The sequence below is a fragment of the Bacillus sp. FJAT-45037 genome, assembly GCF_002797325.1.
GTDB lineage: Bacteria > Bacillota > Bacilli > Bacillales > Bacillaceae_D > Alkalihalophilus.
Map to the genome: position 1 here is coordinate 398,840 of NZ_KZ454938.1, position 20,171 is coordinate 419,010.

The 20,171-nt window shown below is 40.9% G+C and carries 21 protein-coding genes; 16 read left to right on the forward strand and 5 right to left on the reverse strand.

Translation table 11 applies throughout. The features are described from left to right. The first annotated feature begins 1 nt into the window (after position 1). A complete protein-coding gene (locus tag CDZ88_RS01935) occupies positions 2-859 on the forward strand; it encodes an alpha/beta hydrolase family protein (RefSeq protein ID WP_100371939.1) in 858 nt (285 codons plus the stop codon). Between the two features lie 135 nt (positions 860-994). Here CDZ88_RS01935 and CDZ88_RS01940 read toward each other — a convergent pair whose 3' ends face one another. Beyond that, a complete protein-coding gene (locus tag CDZ88_RS01940; RefSeq protein ID WP_100371940.1) occupies positions 995-1,720 on the reverse strand; it encodes a cytochrome c biogenesis CcdA family protein in 726 nt (241 codons plus the stop codon). A 271-nt stretch (positions 1,721-1,991) separates the two neighbouring features. Between CDZ88_RS01940 and CDZ88_RS01945 the strand changes: the two genes are divergently transcribed. The 8 genes from CDZ88_RS01945 to CDZ88_RS01980 all read left to right on the forward strand — a co-directional run bounded on the left by CDZ88_RS01945 (position 1,992) and on the right by CDZ88_RS01980 (position 8,104). After that, positions 1,992-2,363, forward strand: a complete 372-nt coding sequence (locus tag CDZ88_RS01945; RefSeq protein ID WP_100371941.1) for a hypothetical protein — start codon at positions 1,992-1,994, stop codon at positions 2,361-2,363. A gap of 19 nt (positions 2,364-2,382) precedes the next feature. Continuing rightward, positions 2,383-3,036: a PspA/IM30 family protein gene (locus tag CDZ88_RS01950; protein ID WP_100371942.1), complete on the forward strand. Its 654-nt coding sequence runs from the start codon at positions 2,383-2,385 to the stop codon at positions 3,034-3,036. 208 nt (positions 3,037-3,244) lie between these two features. Beyond that, the gene (locus CDZ88_RS01955; protein ID WP_100371943.1) at positions 3,245-4,114 is read left to right on the forward strand and encodes a DUF4097 family beta strand repeat-containing protein; all 870 of its coding nucleotides are present in this window, start codon (positions 3,245-3,247) and stop codon (positions 4,112-4,114) included. 18 nt (positions 4,115-4,132) lie between these two features. Then, entirely contained in the window at positions 4,133-4,975 is an 843-nt protein-coding gene (gene liaF, locus CDZ88_RS01960) for a cell wall-active antibiotics response protein LiaF (RefSeq protein ID WP_100371944.1), read from the forward strand. Then, a complete protein-coding gene (locus CDZ88_RS01965; protein WP_100371945.1) occupies positions 4,972-6,021 on the forward strand; it encodes a sensor histidine kinase in 1,050 nt (349 codons plus the stop codon). The genes liaF and CDZ88_RS01965 overlap by 4 nt, the downstream gene beginning before the upstream one ends. Continuing rightward, positions 6,014-6,646, forward strand: a complete 633-nt coding sequence (locus CDZ88_RS01970; RefSeq protein WP_100371946.1) for a response regulator — start codon at positions 6,014-6,016, stop codon at positions 6,644-6,646. Before CDZ88_RS01965 ends, CDZ88_RS01970 begins: the two co-directional genes overlap by 8 nt. A gap of 228 nt (positions 6,647-6,874) precedes the next feature. Next, the gene (locus tag CDZ88_RS01975) at positions 6,875-7,627 is read left to right on the forward strand and encodes a hypothetical protein (protein WP_100371947.1); all 753 of its coding nucleotides are present in this window, start codon (positions 6,875-6,877) and stop codon (positions 7,625-7,627) included. Between the two features lie 57 nt (positions 7,628-7,684). Beyond that, complete coding sequence (locus tag CDZ88_RS01980; protein WP_100371948.1) at positions 7,685-8,104, forward strand: hypothetical protein; 420 nt, start codon at positions 7,685-7,687, stop codon at positions 8,102-8,104. A 62-nt stretch (positions 8,105-8,166) separates the two neighbouring features. On the opposite strand, the gene CDZ88_RS01985 is transcribed toward CDZ88_RS01980, so the two are convergent. Further along, on the reverse strand, positions 8,167-8,625 hold the full coding sequence (locus tag CDZ88_RS01985) for an antibiotic biosynthesis monooxygenase family protein (protein WP_100371949.1): 459 nt from the start codon (positions 8,623-8,625) through the stop codon (positions 8,167-8,169). A 197-nt stretch (positions 8,626-8,822) separates the two neighbouring features. Here CDZ88_RS01985 and CDZ88_RS01990 point away from each other — a divergent pair, with 197 nt between their 5' ends. From CDZ88_RS01990 to hemY, 4 genes are all read left to right on the forward strand, one after another. Continuing rightward, the gene (locus CDZ88_RS01990; RefSeq protein ID WP_100371950.1) at positions 8,823-10,967 is read left to right on the forward strand and encodes a transglycosylase domain-containing protein; all 2,145 of its coding nucleotides are present in this window, start codon (positions 8,823-8,825) and stop codon (positions 10,965-10,967) included. Between the two features lie 424 nt (positions 10,968-11,391). Further along, on the forward strand, positions 11,392-12,435 hold the full coding sequence (gene hemE, locus CDZ88_RS01995; protein ID WP_100371951.1) for a uroporphyrinogen decarboxylase: 1,044 nt from the start codon (positions 11,392-11,394) through the stop codon (positions 12,433-12,435). Between the two features lie 27 nt (positions 12,436-12,462). Next, on the forward strand, positions 12,463-13,395 hold the full coding sequence (gene hemH / locus CDZ88_RS02000) for a ferrochelatase (protein WP_100371952.1): 933 nt from the start codon (positions 12,463-12,465) through the stop codon (positions 13,393-13,395). A 7-nt stretch (positions 13,396-13,402) separates the two neighbouring features. Continuing rightward, the gene (gene hemY, locus CDZ88_RS02005; protein ID WP_100371953.1) at positions 13,403-14,809 is read left to right on the forward strand and encodes a protoporphyrinogen oxidase; all 1,407 of its coding nucleotides are present in this window, start codon (positions 13,403-13,405) and stop codon (positions 14,807-14,809) included. Positions 14,810-14,880: 71 nt separating this feature from the next. On the opposite strand, the gene CDZ88_RS02010 is transcribed toward hemY, so the two are convergent. From CDZ88_RS02010 to CDZ88_RS02020, 3 genes are read right to left on the reverse strand one after another with little or no spacing between them, the layout of a single operon-like run. Next, a complete protein-coding gene (locus tag CDZ88_RS02010; protein WP_100371954.1) occupies positions 14,881-15,891 on the reverse strand; it encodes an aliphatic sulfonate ABC transporter substrate-binding protein in 1,011 nt (336 codons plus the stop codon). A 24-nt stretch (positions 15,892-15,915) separates the two neighbouring features. Further along, entirely contained in the window at positions 15,916-16,671 is a 756-nt protein-coding gene (locus CDZ88_RS02015) for an ABC transporter permease (protein ID WP_100371955.1), read from the reverse strand. Beyond that, a complete protein-coding gene (locus CDZ88_RS02020) occupies positions 16,604-17,449 on the reverse strand; it encodes an ABC transporter ATP-binding protein (protein WP_100371956.1) in 846 nt (281 codons plus the stop codon). The genes CDZ88_RS02015 and CDZ88_RS02020 overlap by 68 nt, the downstream gene beginning before the upstream one ends. 288 nt (positions 17,450-17,737) lie before the next feature. On the opposite strand from CDZ88_RS02020, the gene CDZ88_RS02025 reads away from it, so the two are divergent. The 3 genes from CDZ88_RS02025 to CDZ88_RS02035 all read left to right on the forward strand — a co-directional run bounded on the left by CDZ88_RS02025 (position 17,738) and on the right by CDZ88_RS02035 (position 20,164). Next, on the forward strand, positions 17,738-18,283 hold the full coding sequence (locus tag CDZ88_RS02025) for a Spo0B C-terminal domain-containing protein (RefSeq protein WP_100371957.1): 546 nt from the start codon (positions 17,738-17,740) through the stop codon (positions 18,281-18,283). Between the two features lie 11 nt (positions 18,284-18,294). Further along, on the forward strand, positions 18,295-19,578 hold the full coding sequence (gene obgE, locus CDZ88_RS02030; RefSeq protein WP_100371958.1) for a GTPase ObgE: 1,284 nt from the start codon (positions 18,295-18,297) through the stop codon (positions 19,576-19,578). 142 nt (positions 19,579-19,720) lie between these two features. Next, entirely contained in the window at positions 19,721-20,164 is a 444-nt protein-coding gene (locus CDZ88_RS02035; protein ID WP_100374564.1) for an ACT domain-containing protein, read from the forward strand. The last annotated feature ends 7 nt before the right edge of the window (positions 20,165-20,171 follow it).

Genomic DNA, 20,171 nt, shown 5'->3' on the forward strand with positions numbered 1-20,171 from the left:
AATGAAAGACGGGATTACTTTGAGTGGTCATTTATTCAAACCAGAGGAACTTTCTAAGTACCCATTGATTATTTTCGTAACAGGCTCAGGTGGATTAACATACGAGATGGACTGGAAAAAGGAACAGTTCTATTTTTGTCGCACATTTGCAAATGTATGTGTATCAGAAGGTTTTGCTTTTTTATTAGTGGATAAGCGTGGAGTGGGTCGTTCGGAAGGGAATTGGAAAAATCAGAGCTTTTATGACAGAGCAGATGATATGTATGATGTGATGATGTCTATGAGAAAACGCCCCGATATCTCGGAAAAACATATAAGTGTTGCGGGTCATAGTCAAGGAGGGTGGGTGGTTCAACTTCTTAGTTCTCGTTATCCAGACTTATTAAAATCTGCTCTTAGCATAGCTGGCCCAGCATATAGCGTGAAAGAACAAATAGTAGATAATATTGAATCTAGTCTGATTGTTAAAGGGTACACCAATTCAGTAAAATGGATATTACCGTTTATCAGATTCAGCTTTACTTCTTATCAATATCTATCCAAGGTAGTAAAACTAGGCTACTTGAGCTACATATTAGATTACGATGCAAGAGAAATCATTCCTAACATAAAGGTTCCTACTTACTTTGCTTTTGCCGAAAATGATCATCTTGTTCCATTGCAGCGAAATGAACCATTAGCACGCGGATTGTTAGCAGATGTATCAATTCCCTACAAGGTCAGTATAGCTCCAGGTGTGAATCATAGTTTTGCACAGTCGGAAAAATACCGGAGTTGGGCTGAGATTGAATCGAAAGCAAGTCCAGAATTGTTTAAATTGGTCGCGGATTTTTGCAGATGGACAAGAGAAGTTTTGTAGTTTAAGAGGAAGATAGAACTATTATATACATACCCAATTGATTTTATCATTCATAAAAAAAAGGCTCAGAGGGAATGAAAACTCTGAGCCTTTTCATATATAATGCAACGACATTTTTTTCGACCGTTTTTTTGACTATAGATTAAACGGTAAATACTGAGCTAAATTTTGTAAATAGGCAGAGATTGCACTGAATCGGCCTGTAAATAATAAAATACCGAGCGCAACCATAATTCCGCCACTGACTTTTTGGATCGTTGGTAGCCACTTGTTAAGGCGACGCATCTTATCCAATGAGCGTGACCAAAGCAATGCGACTAAAACGAACGGGATACCAAGTCCGATTGAGTAGACTAAAAGCATTAATACACCCGTCATCATTGTTTCTGCTTGGCTTGCAAGTGCGAGAATTCCTCCTAAAACAAGACCAATACAAGGTGACCAACCAGCGCCGAAAATAAAACCGAGAATGATCGAACCTGCAAAACTTCTTGTCTTTCTTGGTTTCGCTTTAAACTTCTTCTCACTTAACAGCATACGAATCGAGATAATACCCATCATCTGTAAACCGAATACCGTGATAACAATTCCACCGATCTGTTCGAGTAATTGTCTGTAATCCCAAAAAGCTTGCCCGATCAAAGTCGATGAAAGCCCCATGAGTAAGAAGACAATCGAAAATCCCATCACAAATCCAATACTTCTCGTTAAGATTAAACGTCTATCAGCAACAACGGCATTTCCTTCCACTTGTGATCCCGTAAGCTGAGCCAAGTAAGCCGGCATTAATGGAAACACACATGGGGATAAGAACGAGACAACCCCAGCTAGAAATGCAATCCATATTGAAACTTCTCCCATATTCAATCCCTCCTAACACATTACTACTAGTCCATGCAAAAGCATACAAAACTATTCTATCATTTTTCATTGATGATCTATCTATGTCTGTCAACAGTATATATCATATGGGGTATTCATTTCATGTCTTCTCTCTTTTGTTCACGGAGTTGACAAAGGTCTGAGGAGAAAATCAGCCTTGAGGCGGAGTAGGAACCATTCTAGAGCAAGGGTTCAAGAACGCTCTCATTTCTTACAATAAGAGTATAGAAAGGCAAAGAGGGGTGAGAACATGAAAACAACTGGTGGAATACTACTCGTCGTGATCGGAGGAAGCGTCCTACTAAGTATGATTGGCATCCATATAGGTGGATTAATTAGTCTTGCTTTAGGTGGATGGTTGATGTATGTGGGCTATGGCATCTGGGAGAGAAAGGGCGTACGTTTTTCGAGTGGGGCTTTATTTAGTCTTGGTGCCATCATCTTTTTCGGTGGAATAGGCGGAGTCGTAAGCTTACTGATTAGCATTTTCCTTATTGCTGCTGGTTATAAGCTGTTAGCGAAAAACAGAAATGAAACCAATGATTTGGATGATGATGATCATTACACAGATAGGTTTAGCTCAATTGATGAAGAATTTAAACGGTTAGTCAGAAATAAATAACAAGTAGGGGGAAGATAAAATGGTATTAAAGCGTATTGAACGATTTGTAAAAGCATCAATTCATGAGGGATTAGATCGTATGGAAAACCCAGAAGTCATGCTTAAGCAGCATATAAGAGACGTAAAAGGTAAGATCAAGGATACAGAGCAAATTTTATCCAAGCAAAAACTTATTAGAATACGTCTAGAAGAAGAGAAAGAAGCGATCGAACGTTTAATTGAAAAGCGTGATCGTCAAGCGGCAGAGTCTTTAGAGGTTGGGGAAGAGACGCTGGCAAAGAAACTTCTACTAGATAAGAAACAAATGCAGCACCAAGTGGAGAGAATGGATCAATTAGCGGAGAAAAGTAAAGAAGTGACTGTATATTGCCAAGATGAACTTGATGAGCTAGAGGAACAGTTAAATGAATTACGTGAGAAAAAAGCAGAGCTTACTTTGCGTATGCAAGCAACAAGAACAACGGAAATGATGAATGACACATCATTTAAAGCATCAAAGAAGCTTGATTTACACGAGGAATTTGATCGCTTAGATGACCAGGTTCAGAGACGCGAAGATAGATCGTATGCAAAGCCAACGTATGCCTCAAAGAATGCCATGAATCAATATGAATTAGAAGTAGCAGAAGAGTTGAGACAGCTGAAGTTGAAACAAGCAGAAGTAGCTAAGTAATGTAGAAAGAGGTTAGACGAAAGTGTTAAACTGACAATCCGAACAATGTTTCAGGAGCGGCTTCATTGCACTGTGTATTAATTGTTCGGATTCTTGCTGATTAAAACATTTTCGTACCTACCTCTTACTTTTTGCGCTCATAAAATACCAGTTGGCTACAGGAAATATTTTCTATATACTTTTATGAGGAGTAAATGGGGGTGTTAGGATGGGGAAGAAATTAATAGGGATAGGGCTATTGGTACTTGGTGCGGTCTTACTCGTAACAACAGTTAGCTCTTTTTTGAATCGAGGGGGAGCAGGGATGGAAGTCGATCGCGTGGTAGAGGACCTCAGTCAAGATGCAGAATTACATTTAGAGAGCACATCTGTAGACTGGCGAATTGAACCTACATCTAGTCAACAGTTGTTTGTAGAAATTGAAGGACAGAAAAATAACCAAAAGCTAACAGTTTCTGAAAGAGGGAATCGATTGGTTGTGAAGATAGAAGAAGGAAATACCATCTCGTTGCCGTTTCTTCATTTTGGGCCAGATACTGAGGCTGTCGCACATGTTCCGGTAAATATGTTAGATTCTTTTCATGTGAAGACAGTTTCTGGAGATGTTGAGTTTGCAGCTTCATTTTTTGGAGATCAATTTTCGTTTAAATCTGTTTCAGGAGACATAGTAGCAAATGGATTAGAGTTTGATCAAGCAAACTTTGAAACCACTTCGGGAGATATCCAAGTTGATAACTTCAACGGTGGGATAGCGCGAAATAAGACAGTCTCAGGTGATATTGAACTTGAACATGTTAGTGGAGAGGTAATTGCTGATACCGTTTCAGGGGATATTTTGGTAACATATAAAGATGAAAATAAAGATGTGAATGTGAAAACCGTTTCAGGAGACATTGAGCTAGAAATCCCTTCATTAAATGCCACGCTTGATTTAAGAACAACTTCAGGAAATATGACAGTGGAAGAAATGCTAACAGATCAACATTTTGAGAAGAGAAAAGCGAGTGGGACGGCTGGAGATGGTAATTTCAAGATTTCATCAAATACTGTTTCAGGAGATATTGAAATTCGTAAATAAGGGATAGGGGGGAGTTATATGAGTAAGCAGCGCCTAATAGGCATTATAATCGTCTTCATAGGAATCTGGATGCTAGCTAATGTGTTTCGTTTTGCGCTTAACGGACTCATTGCTCCCTTAGTATTCTTTTTTATAGGCTATTATTTTTACACACATCGAAGCAAACTGATCGCATTTATTTTCTTTATTATTAGTGGAAGCATTATCATGGATCAATTATTTTCGATTAATTTTATTGGTGTTATTTTAGCTGCACTTTGTTTTTATTATGGAGCGAAATATTTAAAAGCGCCGAATAAATCAAAAAAACGTTCACAAACGTATCGGGAAAAAAGATTGAAAAAAGGAAGAGACGAGAATTGGGATGCAGAAGACGACATTACATCAGAAATTAAACAAACAATCGATGAGGTCAAGAGCGAGGTAGACGGGCTAGAAGTTTCTGTGGAGAGAGCTTTTAATGAAGATCAAGCGTTAAAACAAAAGTACACTCCGATTGTTCGCAAAAGTTTTATTGGCGACATTCAATATATGGATAAGCAGTTTGAACTTTCAGATGTTACGATCTGGCATGGGATTGGCACAGTGAAAATGGATATTTCGAAAGCCATCATTCCAGAAGGGGAAACGGTTATCATTATCCAAGGTGGAATTGGCCAGATTGATGTTTATGTACCAGAGGGCTTAGAAATTGCTGTTCAAGCGACATGTTTTGCCGGAGAAATGTCGATTCTTCATGAGAAGCATTCAGGTGTGAATTTGCAAATGCAGCATCACCCGGGTGGATACAAATCATCTAAGCGCCGGGTCAAGCTTGTGTTGTCGGTGATGTTGGGGGAAGTGACGGTGAGGATGATATGAAGAAACGTCTAGCCAGACTTCATTGGCAATTTATTCGCCATAATCTACTCATCGCAGCCCTTGTTGTCCTCTTCGTTTCATTTATGATGACATACCAAGAAGACAGGGGCCTCCTTTTACTCATCGACATTGAGCTCTTTTACTTACCTATTTTGATTTGGCTCCTCCTCTTGGTTCTAATATTTGGTTTGACTGCTGGAGCCATGCAAGCTCGCCCCATCACCAAACGAATTGATTCACTCGTACACGGGGTAGCAAGATATGAACGAGGAACCTTCTCTCATCGACTCATATTAGATGGAGACGATGAATTAACGGAATTGACTGAACGAATGAATCGAATGGCTGCTCAAATCGAACAGCAAATTGCTTCTTTGCAACGTTTATCGACTGAACGAGCTGCCATGCAGGAAACTATGAAAAAAGCCGCTGTAACTGAAGAAAGACAGAGACTAGCGCGCGACCTACATGATGCGGTTAGTCAGCAGCTTTTCGCGATCTCGATGATGACAGCTGCCTTAAAATCGAGTCCAATAAAAGAAGATAGTCAGCTTGAAATCGTTGAAAAAATGGCGAACACGGCTCAAGCAGAAATGAGAGCACTTCTATTGCATTTACGACCAGCTCATCTTGAAGGAAAAAGTTTAGAAGAAGGGGCCGGACAGTTATTTAAGGAGCTTCAGGAAAAGCATAAAGTGGACGTGACATTCTCGATGAACGTCATAACAGAACTACCTAAAGGGATTGAAGATCAGATTTATAGGTTGATTCAAGAGGCTATTTCGAATATATTAAGGCATTCAAAAGCGACCCAAGTGGAGTTTAAGTTGCATGAAAGTGAGAAAGAGATTCAGATTCGTATAGTAGACAATGGGGTTGGCTTTGATCCTGAGAAGGTCGACATGAATTCTTACGGCTTACTGACGATGAAAGAACGAATGAATGAGGTAGGTGGCGTGCTGAATCTATTATCAGCACCGAGCCAAGGAACACAGCTTGAGGCAAAGATTCCTATCGCCTGGAGAGGAGAAGAGGTAAATGATTAACGTATTACTTGTTGATGATCATGAAATGGTTCGCATGGGGATGTCGGCGTATCTTTCCACACAACCAGATATCGATGTCATAGAACAAGCATCAAATGGGGAAGAAGGCGTCAAAAAAGCCCTTGCGCTCAAGCCGGATGTGATCGTCATGGACCTTGTGATGGAGAAGATGGATGGAATTGAGGCGACAAAAGCGATTATGACGGCTGATCCAAAAAGTCGAGTGATCGTCCTTACTAGCTTTATTGATGATGAAAAAGTCTATCCCGTCATTGAAGCAGGTGCCTTTAGCTATTTATTAAAAACCTCGACAGCGAATGAAATTGCCGAAGCAATACGATCAGCAGCGAAGGGAGAATCCGTACTAGCTGCCAAAGTGACCAACAAAATGATGAAACATATGCGTTCATCCAAAGAAAAATCCCTCCACGAAAACCTCACACCAAGAGAGTTAGATGTTCTTAAATTAATCGGTGACGGTCGTACGAATCAAGAAATTGCCGACAGCTTATTCATTGGAATCAAAACGGTCAAAACACATGTCAGCAACATCCTACAAAAACTCCAACTAGAAGATCGAACACAAATTGCGATCTATGCACATAGACATCGGATGGTTACATAGAGAAGCAGCGGGGACAGGTACCGTTGCTTTTCTTAATATAAATGCGATATTGATCTTCATAATGCCGATCCTTTTACTTGATGCTGTGATTTTTTTGGTGAAATAGGTCTGGGGGAATACTGAACTAGGACAAAAACAAGAAATAAGTGAACGGGTGAGCAGTTAGATCGGATTGAGGAAAAGGTTGATAGGATGTTGCGAGGTCAAAATAAATAAAGGATGGGTTGAATGGTGTTTGGTAAGTGTTTAACTATAAGAAATGTAGTGTTTGTTTTTTTAGCTTTCTTTTTAATTGGTTGCAATCAAACAGAGCAGGATCTTGAACGCGAAGCTGACTTTGAAGGATTTATCAATTCAGAGCGAATCAATCCTAAAATGTATTTTATTTATGCGGGTGATGATTCCTCGAGTGAGCAAAGAGAATACTTTGAGATTCCGAATGAAGTGTATGGGTATTGGGTTAAGGTGACTGATCAAACTATTATCTTTGATTCAATCGGAAATGACGATACCAAGGAAGATGTTTCAAGTGGAAACATGAGAGTGTGGGTAGAGGGATCATTTGAAGAGCAGTCCGTGTCGATTGATCAAGATATCGAAAAGTTATTTGAATTGCAAAAGAGTGAAGAAGGCTTCCCGACATACCGAGCAGAGAAAATTGAATTGTATGATGAGATCGTTAAAGATGAAGAAATCATTGCTAGTCTATTGCCATTTACGGAAGGGAAATATAGTGTGCATGTGATTTTTGATAGTGCTTCGACTTTTTCTAAGTACAAAAAAGAGTCTGATGAAATTATGCGGATGAATATGAATAGTAATGAAATAGAGGCTGTAAGTAGTATTAGGGGGACAGGGGAGATTCCGACAGAAGCAAGAATTCTAGGCATCGACACATTCCCTACGTATCTCATCTTTGACCGGAATGGATTGGTTCTTGAGACAACGGAAATAGAAGAAGTTAGAAGATATTTTGAATAGATTCTAGAACGGTATATTTGTGATGTGTAGGTGTTCTTTACGAAGGGTGTGAGTGGAGTGAAGAAGAAGGTCGTTGCGATTACGTGTTTTATAATTATGATTTTGGCTGCTTGTGCTAATTCTGCAACTATTGATATCAGAGAAGAAAGAAATAATTGGAATGTGAAAATCCAGTACTCTTATTCTGATGAGCAAAAAGAGTACAATGGAAAAATGATCTACACTGGAGAAGGAGACCTCGAAACGGTTTCATATCGTATTCAGTCACCGTCAGCCCTAAGTTTGAATGCCGATGGTTATCTTGATTCATTTAAAGCGGGTGAAAGAGAAGTCGCACTAGGGAGCTCTGGAGGAACTACATCTGGAACCAATCCAGAAGCCATCCGGGATGCAATTAATGACTCTACCATTCACGTAATCTGGAGAACGAGTGAAGGAGAATTTGAGGAAACAATAAGCTTGTCTACTTCACAATAATAAAACAACAGAGAAGGGGCCCAGTCTTTACAAACACTGGGGCCCTTTCCCTTTGCACACAGTTAACTCTCGACCTGATATGTCGTCACAAATGATGGTCTCGGGAAGATTGATGTTTTTAATCCTGAGTCTGTTCCACGCTTTTTATGAGCATGGCTATAGGCTTGTGACTCCTGCCATTTTTTAAACGATTGTTCCGTATCCCAAATGGTCATAACGATATACGTATCGTCTGTTTCAGGACGCAAGATCCGGATCGCTTTAAATCCTGGTTCTTTTTCTACTAAGCCTGCACGGTTTTTAAATCTTTCCTCAAATTGCTCTCGTCCCTCGTCCGTTACAGGGATGTTATTTAGTACAACAAACCCCGCAGTGGGCAGGTCCCCGTTTTCATTCATAGTAGAGTATTGTTTCCCATCTGTTTGCTCATGATGCTCTGTGTAATAGAGCGTGTCTTCTTTACTAGTCAATGTAATGTAAGCGGTGTTGGTTGGTTGTTCGTTTGTTATGAACACAGACATTGTTACATCTCCTCCAATGATCAGTTATGAAACCTTTGATTCGTTTCTGTCGTAGAAAGTATATCGCAGGCGTTCTGTTATTGGCAAAAGGATCGATTCGATTTACAATAGATTGGTTCTATGTAGTAATAGAAATCTACGAAGTGTTTGGAGTTTCCTTCATATGTTGGGCTATACTATGGAAAAGGAGGGATAATATGCTTCTAAAACGTTTAACGATAGGTGTCATCATTGTCCTTTCAACGGTGTTGATTGGACTCGTTGGCTATCTAGTAATTCTTTTAGCTGGAAATTTCGCGATAGATAATGAGAAGTTAGTTATGAATACAGCGACGTCACTAGTTGATGAAAATGGCGAATTATTAACGAAATTATATATAGAAAATCGAGAGCTAGTCTCCATAGATGCGATTCCAGATCATGTCGAAGAAGCGTTTATTGCGATTGAAGATGCACGTTTTTATGACCATCAAGGTATTGATTTTAGAGCGATTGGACGAGCCATTTACCGTGACATATTAGCAGGAGCAAAAGTAGAAGGTGGGAGTACGATTACCCAACAGCTTGCAAAAAACGTGTTTCTTTCTAATGAAAAGACGTGGTTAAGGAAGACAAAAGAAGTGTTGATTGCGATGAACTTAGAAAGGAAATACAGTAAAGACGAAATCCTTGAGATGTATATGAACCGGATTTACTTTGGTCACGGGGCGTACGGGGTTCAGGCTGCTTCGAAGCTTTATTTTAATAAGCATGTGAGTGAGTTGACAGTCGATGAGGGAGCGCTTTTAGCAGGTCTTCCGAAAGCGCCTAATAGCTATTCACCGATCAATCATCCCGAGCGAAGTAAGCAACGTCGAGATGTGGTATTAACGGTCATGGAGCGAAGAGGGTATATTACAACCGAGGAATCCGTCAGACTCAAAGGGCGCACCGTTGCTGTTGATCATAACAAAATCACAGAGAACGACGCTTATCTGACTTATATTGATATGGTGTTGGATGAGGCATCAGAGACGTACCAATTAACGAATGAGGAAGTATTGTCTGGTGGATATAAAATTGTCGTTCCGATGATTCAGACGTTACAACAATCGACTTACGATCATATTCGTAATGATAGTTATTTTCCGAGCGGCAATGAAGGCGCCGAGGCGACGGCTGTCTTTATGGATGTGGAGACAGGTGGGATTTTAGCTGTACAAGGAGGGCGTGAATATGTGAGGCGTGGCTTGAACAGAGTTGATTCAAAAAGACAACCTGGTTCAGCATTTAAACCACTTGCTGTGTTTGCCCCAGCTCTTGAAACAGGGACTTACGGTCCATATTCGATGTTAGTCGATGAAGAGCTAACTTATGGTGATTATACGCCTCGAAATTTAGGCGGCGAATATAGCGGGCAAGTCACGATGTATGATGCTATAACTCATTCTACCAACGCCCCTACCGTCTGGTTATTGAACCAGCTAGGTATTAACACATCGACAACGTATTTGAAGAAACTCGGCATCGACTTACCAGATAAAGGACTGTCGATTGCCTTAGGTGGGCTTGAAAATGGCGTCAGTCCTCTTGAGATGACGAAAGCCTATCGTGTGTTTGCAAAAGAAGGGAAGATGATTGATCCTCATTTTATATCGGAAATTTATGACCGAAATGGGGAGTTAATTGGGAGAGCAAATACGGCTGAAACAGAAGTCCTGTCTGAACAAACGGCTTGGCATATGACACGTATGTTAGAATCTGTTGTCACAGAAGGGACCGCAAGAAATGGCTCCGTTGAAACACCACTTGCAGGAAAAACGGGCACGACGAGCTTTGCTGGTGTAGAAGGTGGAGCGATGGATGCTTGGTTTGTTGGTTATACACCAACGGTGGTTGGATCGATTTGGATGGGCTATGACCTGACAACTACAGACACGTATCTTCGCGGAGGGAGTTCTTATCCGACCGTAATGATGAAGGACATTTTAAATGATCTCGACCCAGAGAAGAAAAATGTTGCGTTTGAAAAGCCAAATGGAGTGGACGAGTTATTGCCACCTGTTCGTCTGGCAACGATTAGTGATTTAACAGCAACACTCTCGATGGGTGGACGTGGATTAATGAGTGTTGAGCTTGATTGGACAGGTTCTAGTGATGAACGAGTATACTATCATATTTACGAGATTCATAAAGGAGAGCGAGAACGACTGGCAACAGTCCGAGAAGATAGCGAATATGTTGTAAGTCGATTTAATCCATTCTCGTCGAAAACGTACGAGGTTGCCCCAGTCGATTCGATCACCAACCAAGAAGGGGACCCATCCAACCGAGTCCAAGCAGAATTTAGTTTCGGTTTTTAATAGACAGAGAGTAAAGAGGCTGTATATGAAGAAAGTGTTAACTGGGAATTTGAACAATGCACAAACTTAGCGGATGAAATATACGTAGACCTCCTGCGGGATGAAAAGCAACGCTGAGACACCGCAGTGCGAAGCACAAGATGGCTCAGCAGCTTCCCGCGGAAAGCGGAGTATATTTCAGGAGCGGCTTAATCGCACCGCCTCTTATTTGTACGGATCCTTGCTGGTAAAGCACTTTCGTCCCAGCCTTTTTTCTTTGATATGTACCAGTTGATGGCTAAACATTCATCAATTTTATGACAGTTTTTTTTATAGGCTATACAGTGCGCGTAATGGTCATTATAGTAAAGAGGTATAAAACATGATTTTTTGCTCGGATTGAATTAAACTAATACATAGTGAATAGACAGAAGGGTGTGGCAAGATGACTCAACCAACATTTAACGATACGTTTTTAAAAGCCTGTAAGGGGGAGGCGCATGACCATGTACCTGTTTGGTATATGAGACAAGCAGGGCGCTCTCAACCAGAATACCGTGAGATCAAAAAGAAATATTCTCTATTTGAAATTACGCATCAGCCTGAGCTATGTGCGTATGTAACAAAGCTTCCTGTCGATCAATACAACAATGATGCAGCGATTCTTTACAAAGATATTATGACGCCACTACCAGCTATTGGTGTCGATGTAGAAATCAAATCAGGCATTGGACCGGTTATTGATAACCCAATTCGTTCAAAAGCAGATGTTGAAAAGCTAGGAATGATTACGCCAGAAGAAGATGTTCCATATGTACTCGATACAATTAAATTACTTCGTGAACAATTAACGGTTCCTCTCATTAGCTTCGGCGGTGCTCCATTTACCCTTGCGAGCTATATGATTGAAGGTGGACCTTCTAAAAATTACAATAAGACAAAAGCATTCATGTACGCAGAACCAGAAGCTTGGCATATGTTAATGGACAAGTTAGGCGATGTAACGATTACGTATGTGAAATCACAAATCGCAGCAGGTGCTCAAGCGATTCAAATTTTCGACTCATGGGTAGGAGCGTTAACTGTTGCTGATTACCGTGTGTTTGTAAAGCCTGTTATGAAACGAATTTTTACAGAACTGAAGAAAGAGAATGTTCCACTTATTATGTTCGGTGTAGGTGCGAGCCATCTTGCTAACGAATGGAACGATCTACCGATTGATGTCGTAGGACTTGACTGGCGTCTGTCTGTAAATGAGGCTAGAGAGCGCGGCATTCAAAAGACCGTTCAAGGAAACTTAGACCCAGCGATCTTATTAGCACCATGGAATGTAATTGAAGAACGTGCAAAAGCGATTCTAGACCAAGGCATGCAATCGGATAACTTCATCTTCAACTTAGGTCACGGTGTCTTCCCTGAGGTGAATCCAGATACATTAAGACGTTTAACAGCATTCGTACATGAGTATTCAGCGAAGCATTCATCCTAAGAAGTGAATTAAGGAGTGGAAAATAGAATGGCTAAGAAAAAAATTGGTTTACTTGTGATGGCTTATGGAACGCCAAGAAGCAAAGAAGAAATTGAACCATACTATACGCATATTCGTCGCGGACGCAAACCTTCTGAGGAAGCTCTAACAGATCTTACGGAGCGTTATGAAGCGATTGGGGGAATTAGTCCACTTGCTAAAATTACAGAAGACCAAGCATTTGGCTTAGAGCGAGTTTTAAATGAGCAATTTGATGATATCGAATTTAAAGCCTATTTAGGATTAAAGCATATCGATCCATTCGTTGAAGAAGCTGTCCAACAAATGAAAGCTGATGGGATCGAAGAAGCTGTCAGCATCGTGTTAGCCCCTCACTTCTCAACATTTAGTGTCAAGTCTTATAACGGGCGTGCGCATGAAGAGTCTGAGAAAATTGGTGGTCCTACGATTTATAGTGTGGAAAGCTGGTATGATGAGCCGAAGTTTATCGATTACTGGGCAAACCAAGTAAAACATACAATGGCCAAGATAGAAGACAAAGAAAAAGCCTGTGTGATCTTCTCTGCACATAGTTTGCCAGAACGTATTATTGCAATGGGAGATCCATACCCCGAGCAATTGCAAGAGACGGCAGATTTAATTGCAGAGGCAGCTGGTATAGAGAATTATACGATTGGCTGGCAAAGTGAAGGAAACACACCTGATCCGTGGATTGGACCCGACGTACAAGATCTAACACGTGATCTTTATAACGAGCAGGGCTATACATCAATGGTTTATTGTCCTGTAGGATTTGTTGCCGATCATTTAGAAGTGCTATTTGATAATGATGTGGAATGTAAAGTAGTAACAGACGAACTAGGTCTGAACTATTACCGTCCTGAAATGCCGAATTCTAAAGAAGAGTTTCTAGATTGTTTAGCAACAGTGGTCTCTAAAAAGCTAAAAGAGAAAGAGTGAGCGTCTTATGCCAGATAAGAAGCGAGTTGCCATTATTGGAGGCGGAATTACGGGTCTTGCCGCAGCATTCAAGCTCGAGCAAGCTAAAGGGCATCAAGCGATCACCTATGATTTATTTGAAAAAGATACAAAATTAGGTGGAAAGATCAAAACGTATCATCGTGATGGTTTTGTCATTGAAGGGGGACCTGATTCCTTCCTTGCGAGAAAAACAAGCATGTCAAGACTAGCACGTGAGGTTGGTCTTGGTGATGAGCTACTTGCAAATGATACAGGTCAAGCTTATATCTTAAAAGAAGACACCTTGTATCCGATGCCTGGTGGCTCTGTGATGGGTATTCCGACAGAGCTCATGCCGTTTGCTACAACGAAGCTTTTCTCTCCACTGGCTAAAGTAAGAGCACTCGGGGATTTCGTTCTCCCTCGAACCGTCGGGCGAGATGATGATATCTCATTGGGCCATTTCTTTAGAAAGCGTCTTGGTGCAGGAGTGGTCGATGATTTGATCGAGCCACTCTTATCAGGAATCTATGCTGGAGACCTTGATAAGCTGAGCTTAAAAGCAACGTTTCCACAGTTTCAACAGCTAGAAGCGAAGCATGGTAGTTTAATTAAAGGTCTACAAGCAACTAGAGGGAAGCAAACAACGAATAAGCAAGAGACAGGCAAGAAAAAAGGAATGTTCTTAACGTTTAAACGTGGCTTACAATCCTTTTCTGATGCGATCGAGTCAAAGCTTGATGCTGATTCGATCCACACAGGTGTGACAATTCAAGCAATTAATAAGATATCTGATCGCTATGAGCTAACTTTTGCAGATGGTCAAACGAAGACGTATGATCAAGTCATTATCACGACACCACCTCATATTACAGCGAAAATATTAGGGGCGTATGATTTCTTCCGTTATTTCGATGAGATGGAAGCAAGTACGGTTGCAACCGTTGCGCTGGCCTTTAAAAAGGAAGCTGTGCACAATCCATATGAAGGAACAGGCTTTGTCGTATCAAAGAAAAGCTCCTATGACATTACTGCATGTACGTGGACCCATAAAAAGTGGCGTCATTCGACTCCAGACGGCCATGTGCTGTTACGTAGTTATGTTGGTCGTGCCAATGATTCAGCGATTGTTCATAAAAGTGATGAAGAGATTGTCTCAGCCGTTATGCGTGATTTAAAGACAATCATGGATATTAACGGAGATCCGATGTTTTATGAGGTCACTCGTTGGAAGGAATCAATGCCTCAATACCATGTCGGACACACGTTCAAAATTGCGAAAGTACGAGAAGATGTGGCAAGACATTTACCAGGTCTTCACCTAGCAGGAGCTGGACTTGATGGTGTTGGATTACCTGATTGCATAGATCAAGGAGAACGAGCGGCTGAACGCGTTATACAGTCGGTTCATTAGAATCAATTACATGTAATAAAAAGAAACCCTCGTGCGAACATCTAAGGATGCAAGCACGAGGGTTTTTCTTTTTATTCTGCTAAAATCGCATCTAAACGAGATGTGTCAACAAATCCATCTAGGTCAGGATCTTGATCTAGGAACTTTAATTCATATGAAGCATCTGCCCAAGCTTGTAGTGCTTCTGGATACGTCTCTGTTGTTACAACCATGCGCTCCCAAGCAGAAGAGAGAACGGCGTCTGGTAAACGATTTTGAGTTAAATTAAATAATGCATCGTTGATTGTATTTAGCGTATCTTCTGTGTTTTCTTGAGTGTATTCAACAGCTGTTTTATGTCCACGTAGAAACGCGTCAACTGTTTCAGGGTTGTTCTCTAAAAATTTTGTGGATGTGACGACAACAACACTTGGAAGCGTTTCGCCTAGGAAGACTTCGTTCCATTCAGTGATAACATTTGCCCCTAATTCTTCAACAAGGTACGTACCCCATGGCTCTGGTGCAGCTGCGGCATCAATTTGACCTTGTTCAAACATAGCAACCATATTAGCAGGAGCGATACGAGATTGATGTTCAACGGTTCCACCAACACGATTAGATTCAAGTCCAAGTTCTTTTAACATAATTTCAAGTTGAACGTTATGTGTGCAACCATTACCAGGAGTACAGAACGACTTTCCGCCAAAATCTTCTAGCGTTTCAATGCCTGAACCGTCACGTGCAACGATTAATGTCGCCCCGTTTGCAGCAGCGCCCAGTACAACAATATCTCCACCTGTTAAGAAGTAGTTGATCGCAGGGCCTGGTCCGACATAACCGATATCAAGATTACCAGTTTCTAAGGCTTCAATGAAATCATTACCATTAGGGAAGTGATTAAACTCTGCTTCCACTTCACCAAGCTCTTCATCGAAAAATCCTTTTTCTTTTCCAACGATTCCTGCTGCATGATCTAAGTTAGGGAAGTACCCGACATTGATTTTTTCAGCAGGGCCATCACCGGATGTTTGCCCCCCTGTACCACATGCTGTTAAGGCTACGGCTAGCACTGCTAAGCCTGTTGCTTTCAACCATTTTTTCATATTACTCTCCCCTTAGATTTAATTTTATTTTGCATAACCCCATCTTTGTAATACTTTTCTCTCGATTGGATTAAAGATTAGATATTCTACAATTAAGCCGATCACAGCAATAATAATCATGATTGCAATGACTAGTTCCATATTAAAGAAATCTCGTGCATCTAGCAGTGTACGACCGAGTCCCCCACGACCGAGAAGTTCTGCAGCCATCAGTGCACGCCAGCCAAAAGCCCAAGCAAGTCTGACACCAGTAAGCGCAGAAGGGATAGAGGCTGGAATTAATACTTTCCAGATCAGTTCAATGCCTTTATAGCCCATTGTTCGTGCTGCGCGAATGAGTAAGGGCTGAACATTTTTGATACCCATACGCATATTCATCGTCATCGGCCACGTACCACCTAAAATAATGACGAACAAGATCGCCATTGGGCCACCTTGGAACATAACGAGTGCCAGTGGGAGCCAAACGATACTCGGTACTGATTGAAGTGCGACGACGAGGGACCCTAAGGTTTCGTCAGCTAGTTTTGAAGTAGCAAGAATGATTCCTAGAACCGCTCCAATCAACACAGCAAGAATGAATCCCACAGATATTCGACCAAGACTTGTAGTTAGTGCTGAAGTTAGTATGCCTGTTTCAAAGAACCCTCGATATAACTCTACAAAGGAGAGGAGAGGGGAAGGAAACATGCGGGTTTGAAACAAGTCGATTCTATATATGATCTCCCATATCCCGATGAGAGCTATAAAGAAGAGTAGCCTTCTGACTATTATAATCATCACCCATTTCCTCCTTCATCACTTTTTCAATTTCTCCAGCTAGTTGTGCATTGATTTGCTCTTCTAATTCAGCAAATTCTTTTGATGATGGTTTTCTCGGACGAGGAAGGTTTACATCAAAAATATGAATAATTCCACCTGGGCGAGTTCCCATAAGTACGATCCGATCAGATAAAAGAATTGATTCGCGAATGTTATGAGTAACAAATAAAATCGTTTTTCTAGTTTCTTGCCAGATGTATTGAACTTCTTTATGAAGCATGGAACGTGTCTGTTCATCTAACGCTCCGAATGGTTCATCCATTAATAAAACATCAGGGTCCATCGCAAGGGCCCGAGCGATCGCGACACGCTGCTTCATCCCGCCAGATAATTCGTGAGGATAGGAGTCAATAAACTTACTTAAATGAACGAGTTTTAAATAGGTAATCGCTCTCTCTCTTGCTTCTTGCTTACTGTATTGCTTTTTTAGACCGAATGTTACATTCTCTAAGACGGTTAACCAAGGCATGAGGGCAGCTTCTTGAAAGACAACGCCTCGATCAGCACCTGGACCTTTTACTGCTTTATCGCCAACGAATACTTCTCCTGTAGAGGCTGTTTCAAGGCCTGCAACAATATTTAATAAGGTTGATTTCCCGCATCCAGAGGGTCCGAGTAAAGAAACGAATTCACCAGGTGAGACGTTCAAATCGATCTCATCAAAAACGTTGTAAGATGTATTCTCCTGCTTATTATGAAAGGTTTTTCCTACGTGTTGGATTGATACTCCAGCCATGATGTGCTCCCTTCTTACTTTTAATAACTTAATATTTTATAAAACATATCAACTTAGTTGGTTTTAGGTGTTTTCAGTATATGTAGAATGAGAGAAAGTGTCAATCGTTTTTTTTGAATTCATGAGTAATATATAAGAAAACTCAATTAAAAAGAATTTAGTTGATTTTTTGATCCATTTCCATCATTCTATAATTTTGTGGTAAACTAAGCGTTGTAATCTACTTGGATGTACTTGAGCGATTGGATAGTAAGTTAATTGAATATAGATATAACGAGGAGAGTCGAGATGACAAAACAATGGGAGATCTTAGATGCACTACGTCATACTCGCCATGATTGGCTGAATGTTATGCAATTGATTAAAGGGAACTTAGCCTTAAAACGCTATGACAAAATCGAACAGATTATTGAAGATGTGACCAATCAATCGATCAACGAAAGCAAACTCACGATGCTTAATGTACCAAAGGTGGCAACTTATCTGCTTACCTACAATTGGTTATGTACCAGTATGAAGGTCGACGTTGATGTGATTGGTGAGACCATGCCCCTTTCAGTCCATGAAGACAATCTAATTAAACTTAGCCAAGAAATCATTGAGAAATTGGCAGATTCTAGTTCAAGCAGTTCTGAAAATCATCTTCTCGTAACCTTTTTATTTGCTAATCATAGCAAAGAGGATCAATGTCAAATTACGTTTGACTATCAAGGAACATTACAAATGAAAAAAGAGGAATGGACATCAATACTTAGTGAATTGGTGCCGATTGTGAGCGTAATGGAGTGGAATGAACATGAATGTGTTCTCCAATCGACGTTCACACTAAACTGAGGTGAAAATACATGTTTGTGGATAAAGTGAAAGTGTATGTTAAAGGTGGCGACGGTGGAAACGGGATGGTTGCTTACCGTCGTGAGAAATATGTACCAGATGGTGGACCAGCTGGTGGAGATGGTGGAAGCGGAGCAAGTGTTGTGTTTGAAGTGGAAGAAGGCTTACGCACACTTATGGATTTCCGTTACCAACGTCATTTTAAAGCGCCGCGTGGAGAACACGGTCGCTCGAAAAGTCAACACGGTAGAAATTCTAATGATATGGTTGTGAAGGTTCCGCCTGGTACAACGGTATTTGACGCCGAGACGGGTCAGATTATCGCTGATTTAACCGAGCATGGTCAAAAAGCGGCGATTGCTAAAGGTGGACGCGGAGGTCGTGGGAATACGCGCTTTGCGACATCAGTAAACCCAGCTCCTGAGATTGCTGAGAACGGAGAACCTGGTCAAGAGCGTGATGTTGTCCTTGAGCTTAAAGTTCTTGCAGATGTCGGGCTAGTTGGTTTCCCGAGTGTTGGAAAATCAACATTGCTTTCTGTTGTTTCTGCAGCTAAGCCGAAGATTGCCGATTATCACTTTACAACGATTACACCGAATTTAGGTATGGTTGAAACGGAAGATCACCGTAGCTTCGTTATGGCTGACTTACCTGGATTAATTGAAGGAGCTCACCAAGGTGTCGGTCTTGGTCACCAATTCTTGCGTCACATCGAGAGAACACGTGTTATTGTTCACATGATTGATATGTCTGCATTAGAAGGCCGCGATCCATATGACGATTACCTAAAAATTAATGAAGAGTTGAAGCAATACAATATGCGTCTTCTTGAGCGTCCACAATTGGTGGTAGCTAATAAGATGGACATGCCTGACTCAGCTGAAAACCTGAAGGCATTTAAAGAGAAATTGGGTGATGATGTTGAATTATTCCCAATCTCAACAATTACAAGAGAAGGGATTCGTGACTTGCTCCTTACGATTGTTGATCGCATTGAAGGAACACCTGAGTTTCCACTTCACGAAGAGCAAGAAGATTCTACTCGTGTTCTTTATAAGCATGAGAAGAAAGAATTACCATTCATCATTAGTCGTGATGACAGTGGCACATTCGTGATCTCAGGAGCAGAGATTGAACGTTTAACGAAGATGACGGACTTTACACATGAAGAATCGATTCGTCGTTTCGCAAGAACGTTACGTCATATGGGTGTAGATGATGCCTTACGTGAACGTGGTGCTAAAGATGGCGATATGATTCGTCTTCTCAAATATGAGTTTGAATTTATCGATTAATTGCATAGGATTAAATGAAAAACTGTCTCTTTGAAAGGGACAGTTTTTCTTTGTGAATGGACAAAATGTCAGAAAACGGTTGTCAAAACGTAGAATGGCTTATTATAATAGGGAGAAGATTTTAATGACGGTGGTGGAGAGTATGTCTCGGAAGCAATTTTATTTAGTACGTGAAGATATGCTAACAGATGCGATGCAAAAAACACTAGATGCAAAAGCATTGTTAGATTCAGGGAAAATCAAGAAAATCAATGAAGCTGTTACAACGGTAGGACTTAGTCGTAGTGCGTTTTATAAATATAAAGAGGGGATTTTCCCCTTTAATACGATGGTCAAAGAAAAAATTATTACTTTGTCGATTAATTTAGTCGATCGAGCAGGAACGTTGTCGCAGCTATTATCAAACGTTGCCTTATCAGGAGCGAACGTTCTAACGATCAACCAGACTATTCCGTTGCGAGGAAGAGCGAACATCACCCTCTCGATTGATACGGCACCAATGAAACTAGATATTGATGAGTTGATCGATCGAGTTGAAAAGATTGAATCCGTTGAGAAAGTCGAACTTGTCGGCTCGGGTTTCTAATAAGGAG

Bases quoted from the DNA above. Each gene is read 5' to 3' on its own strand.
- CDZ88_RS01935 (WP_100371939.1), top strand. From the start codon at position 2: ATGAAAGACGGGATTACTTTGAGTGGTCATTTATTCAAACCAGAGGAA.
- CDZ88_RS01940 (WP_100371940.1), bottom strand. From the start codon at position 1,720: ATGGGAGAAGTTTCAATATGGATTGCATTTCTAGCTGGGGTTGTCTCG.
- CDZ88_RS01945 (WP_100371941.1), top strand. From the start codon at position 1,992: ATGAAAACAACTGGTGGAATACTACTCGTCGTGATCGGAGGAAGCGTC.
- CDZ88_RS01950 (WP_100371942.1), top strand. From the start codon at position 2,383: ATGGTATTAAAGCGTATTGAACGATTTGTAAAAGCATCAATTCATGAG.
- CDZ88_RS01955 (WP_100371943.1), top strand. From the start codon at position 3,245: ATGGGGAAGAAATTAATAGGGATAGGGCTATTGGTACTTGGTGCGGTC.
- liaF (WP_100371944.1), top strand. From the start codon at position 4,133: ATGAGTAAGCAGCGCCTAATAGGCATTATAATCGTCTTCATAGGAATC.
- CDZ88_RS01965 (WP_100371945.1), top strand. From the start codon at position 4,972: ATGAAGAAACGTCTAGCCAGACTTCATTGGCAATTTATTCGCCATAAT.
- CDZ88_RS01970 (WP_100371946.1), top strand. From the start codon at position 6,014: ATGATTAACGTATTACTTGTTGATGATCATGAAATGGTTCGCATGGGG.
- CDZ88_RS01975 (WP_100371947.1), top strand. From the start codon at position 6,875: ATGGTGTTTGGTAAGTGTTTAACTATAAGAAATGTAGTGTTTGTTTTT.
- CDZ88_RS01985 (WP_100371949.1), bottom strand. From the start codon at position 8,625: ATGTCTGTGTTCATAACAAACGAACAACCAACCAACACCGCTTACATT.
- CDZ88_RS01990 (WP_100371950.1), top strand. From the start codon at position 8,823: ATGCTTCTAAAACGTTTAACGATAGGTGTCATCATTGTCCTTTCAACG.
- hemE (WP_100371951.1), top strand. From the start codon at position 11,392: ATGACTCAACCAACATTTAACGATACGTTTTTAAAAGCCTGTAAGGGG.
- hemH (WP_100371952.1), top strand. From the start codon at position 12,463: ATGGCTAAGAAAAAAATTGGTTTACTTGTGATGGCTTATGGAACGCCA.
- hemY (WP_100371953.1), top strand. From the start codon at position 13,403: ATGCCAGATAAGAAGCGAGTTGCCATTATTGGAGGCGGAATTACGGGT.
- CDZ88_RS02010 (WP_100371954.1), bottom strand. From the start codon at position 15,891: ATGAAAAAATGGTTGAAAGCAACAGGCTTAGCAGTGCTAGCCGTAGCC.
- CDZ88_RS02015 (WP_100371955.1), bottom strand. From the start codon at position 16,671: ATGATTATAATAGTCAGAAGGCTACTCTTCTTTATAGCTCTCATCGGG.
- CDZ88_RS02020 (WP_100371956.1), bottom strand. From the start codon at position 17,449: ATGGCTGGAGTATCAATCCAACACGTAGGAAAAACCTTTCATAATAAG.
- CDZ88_RS02025 (WP_100371957.1), top strand. From the start codon at position 17,738: ATGACAAAACAATGGGAGATCTTAGATGCACTACGTCATACTCGCCAT.
- obgE (WP_100371958.1), top strand. From the start codon at position 18,295: ATGTTTGTGGATAAAGTGAAAGTGTATGTTAAAGGTGGCGACGGTGGA.
- CDZ88_RS02035 (WP_100374564.1), top strand. From the start codon at position 19,721: ATGTCTCGGAAGCAATTTTATTTAGTACGTGAAGATATGCTAACAGAT.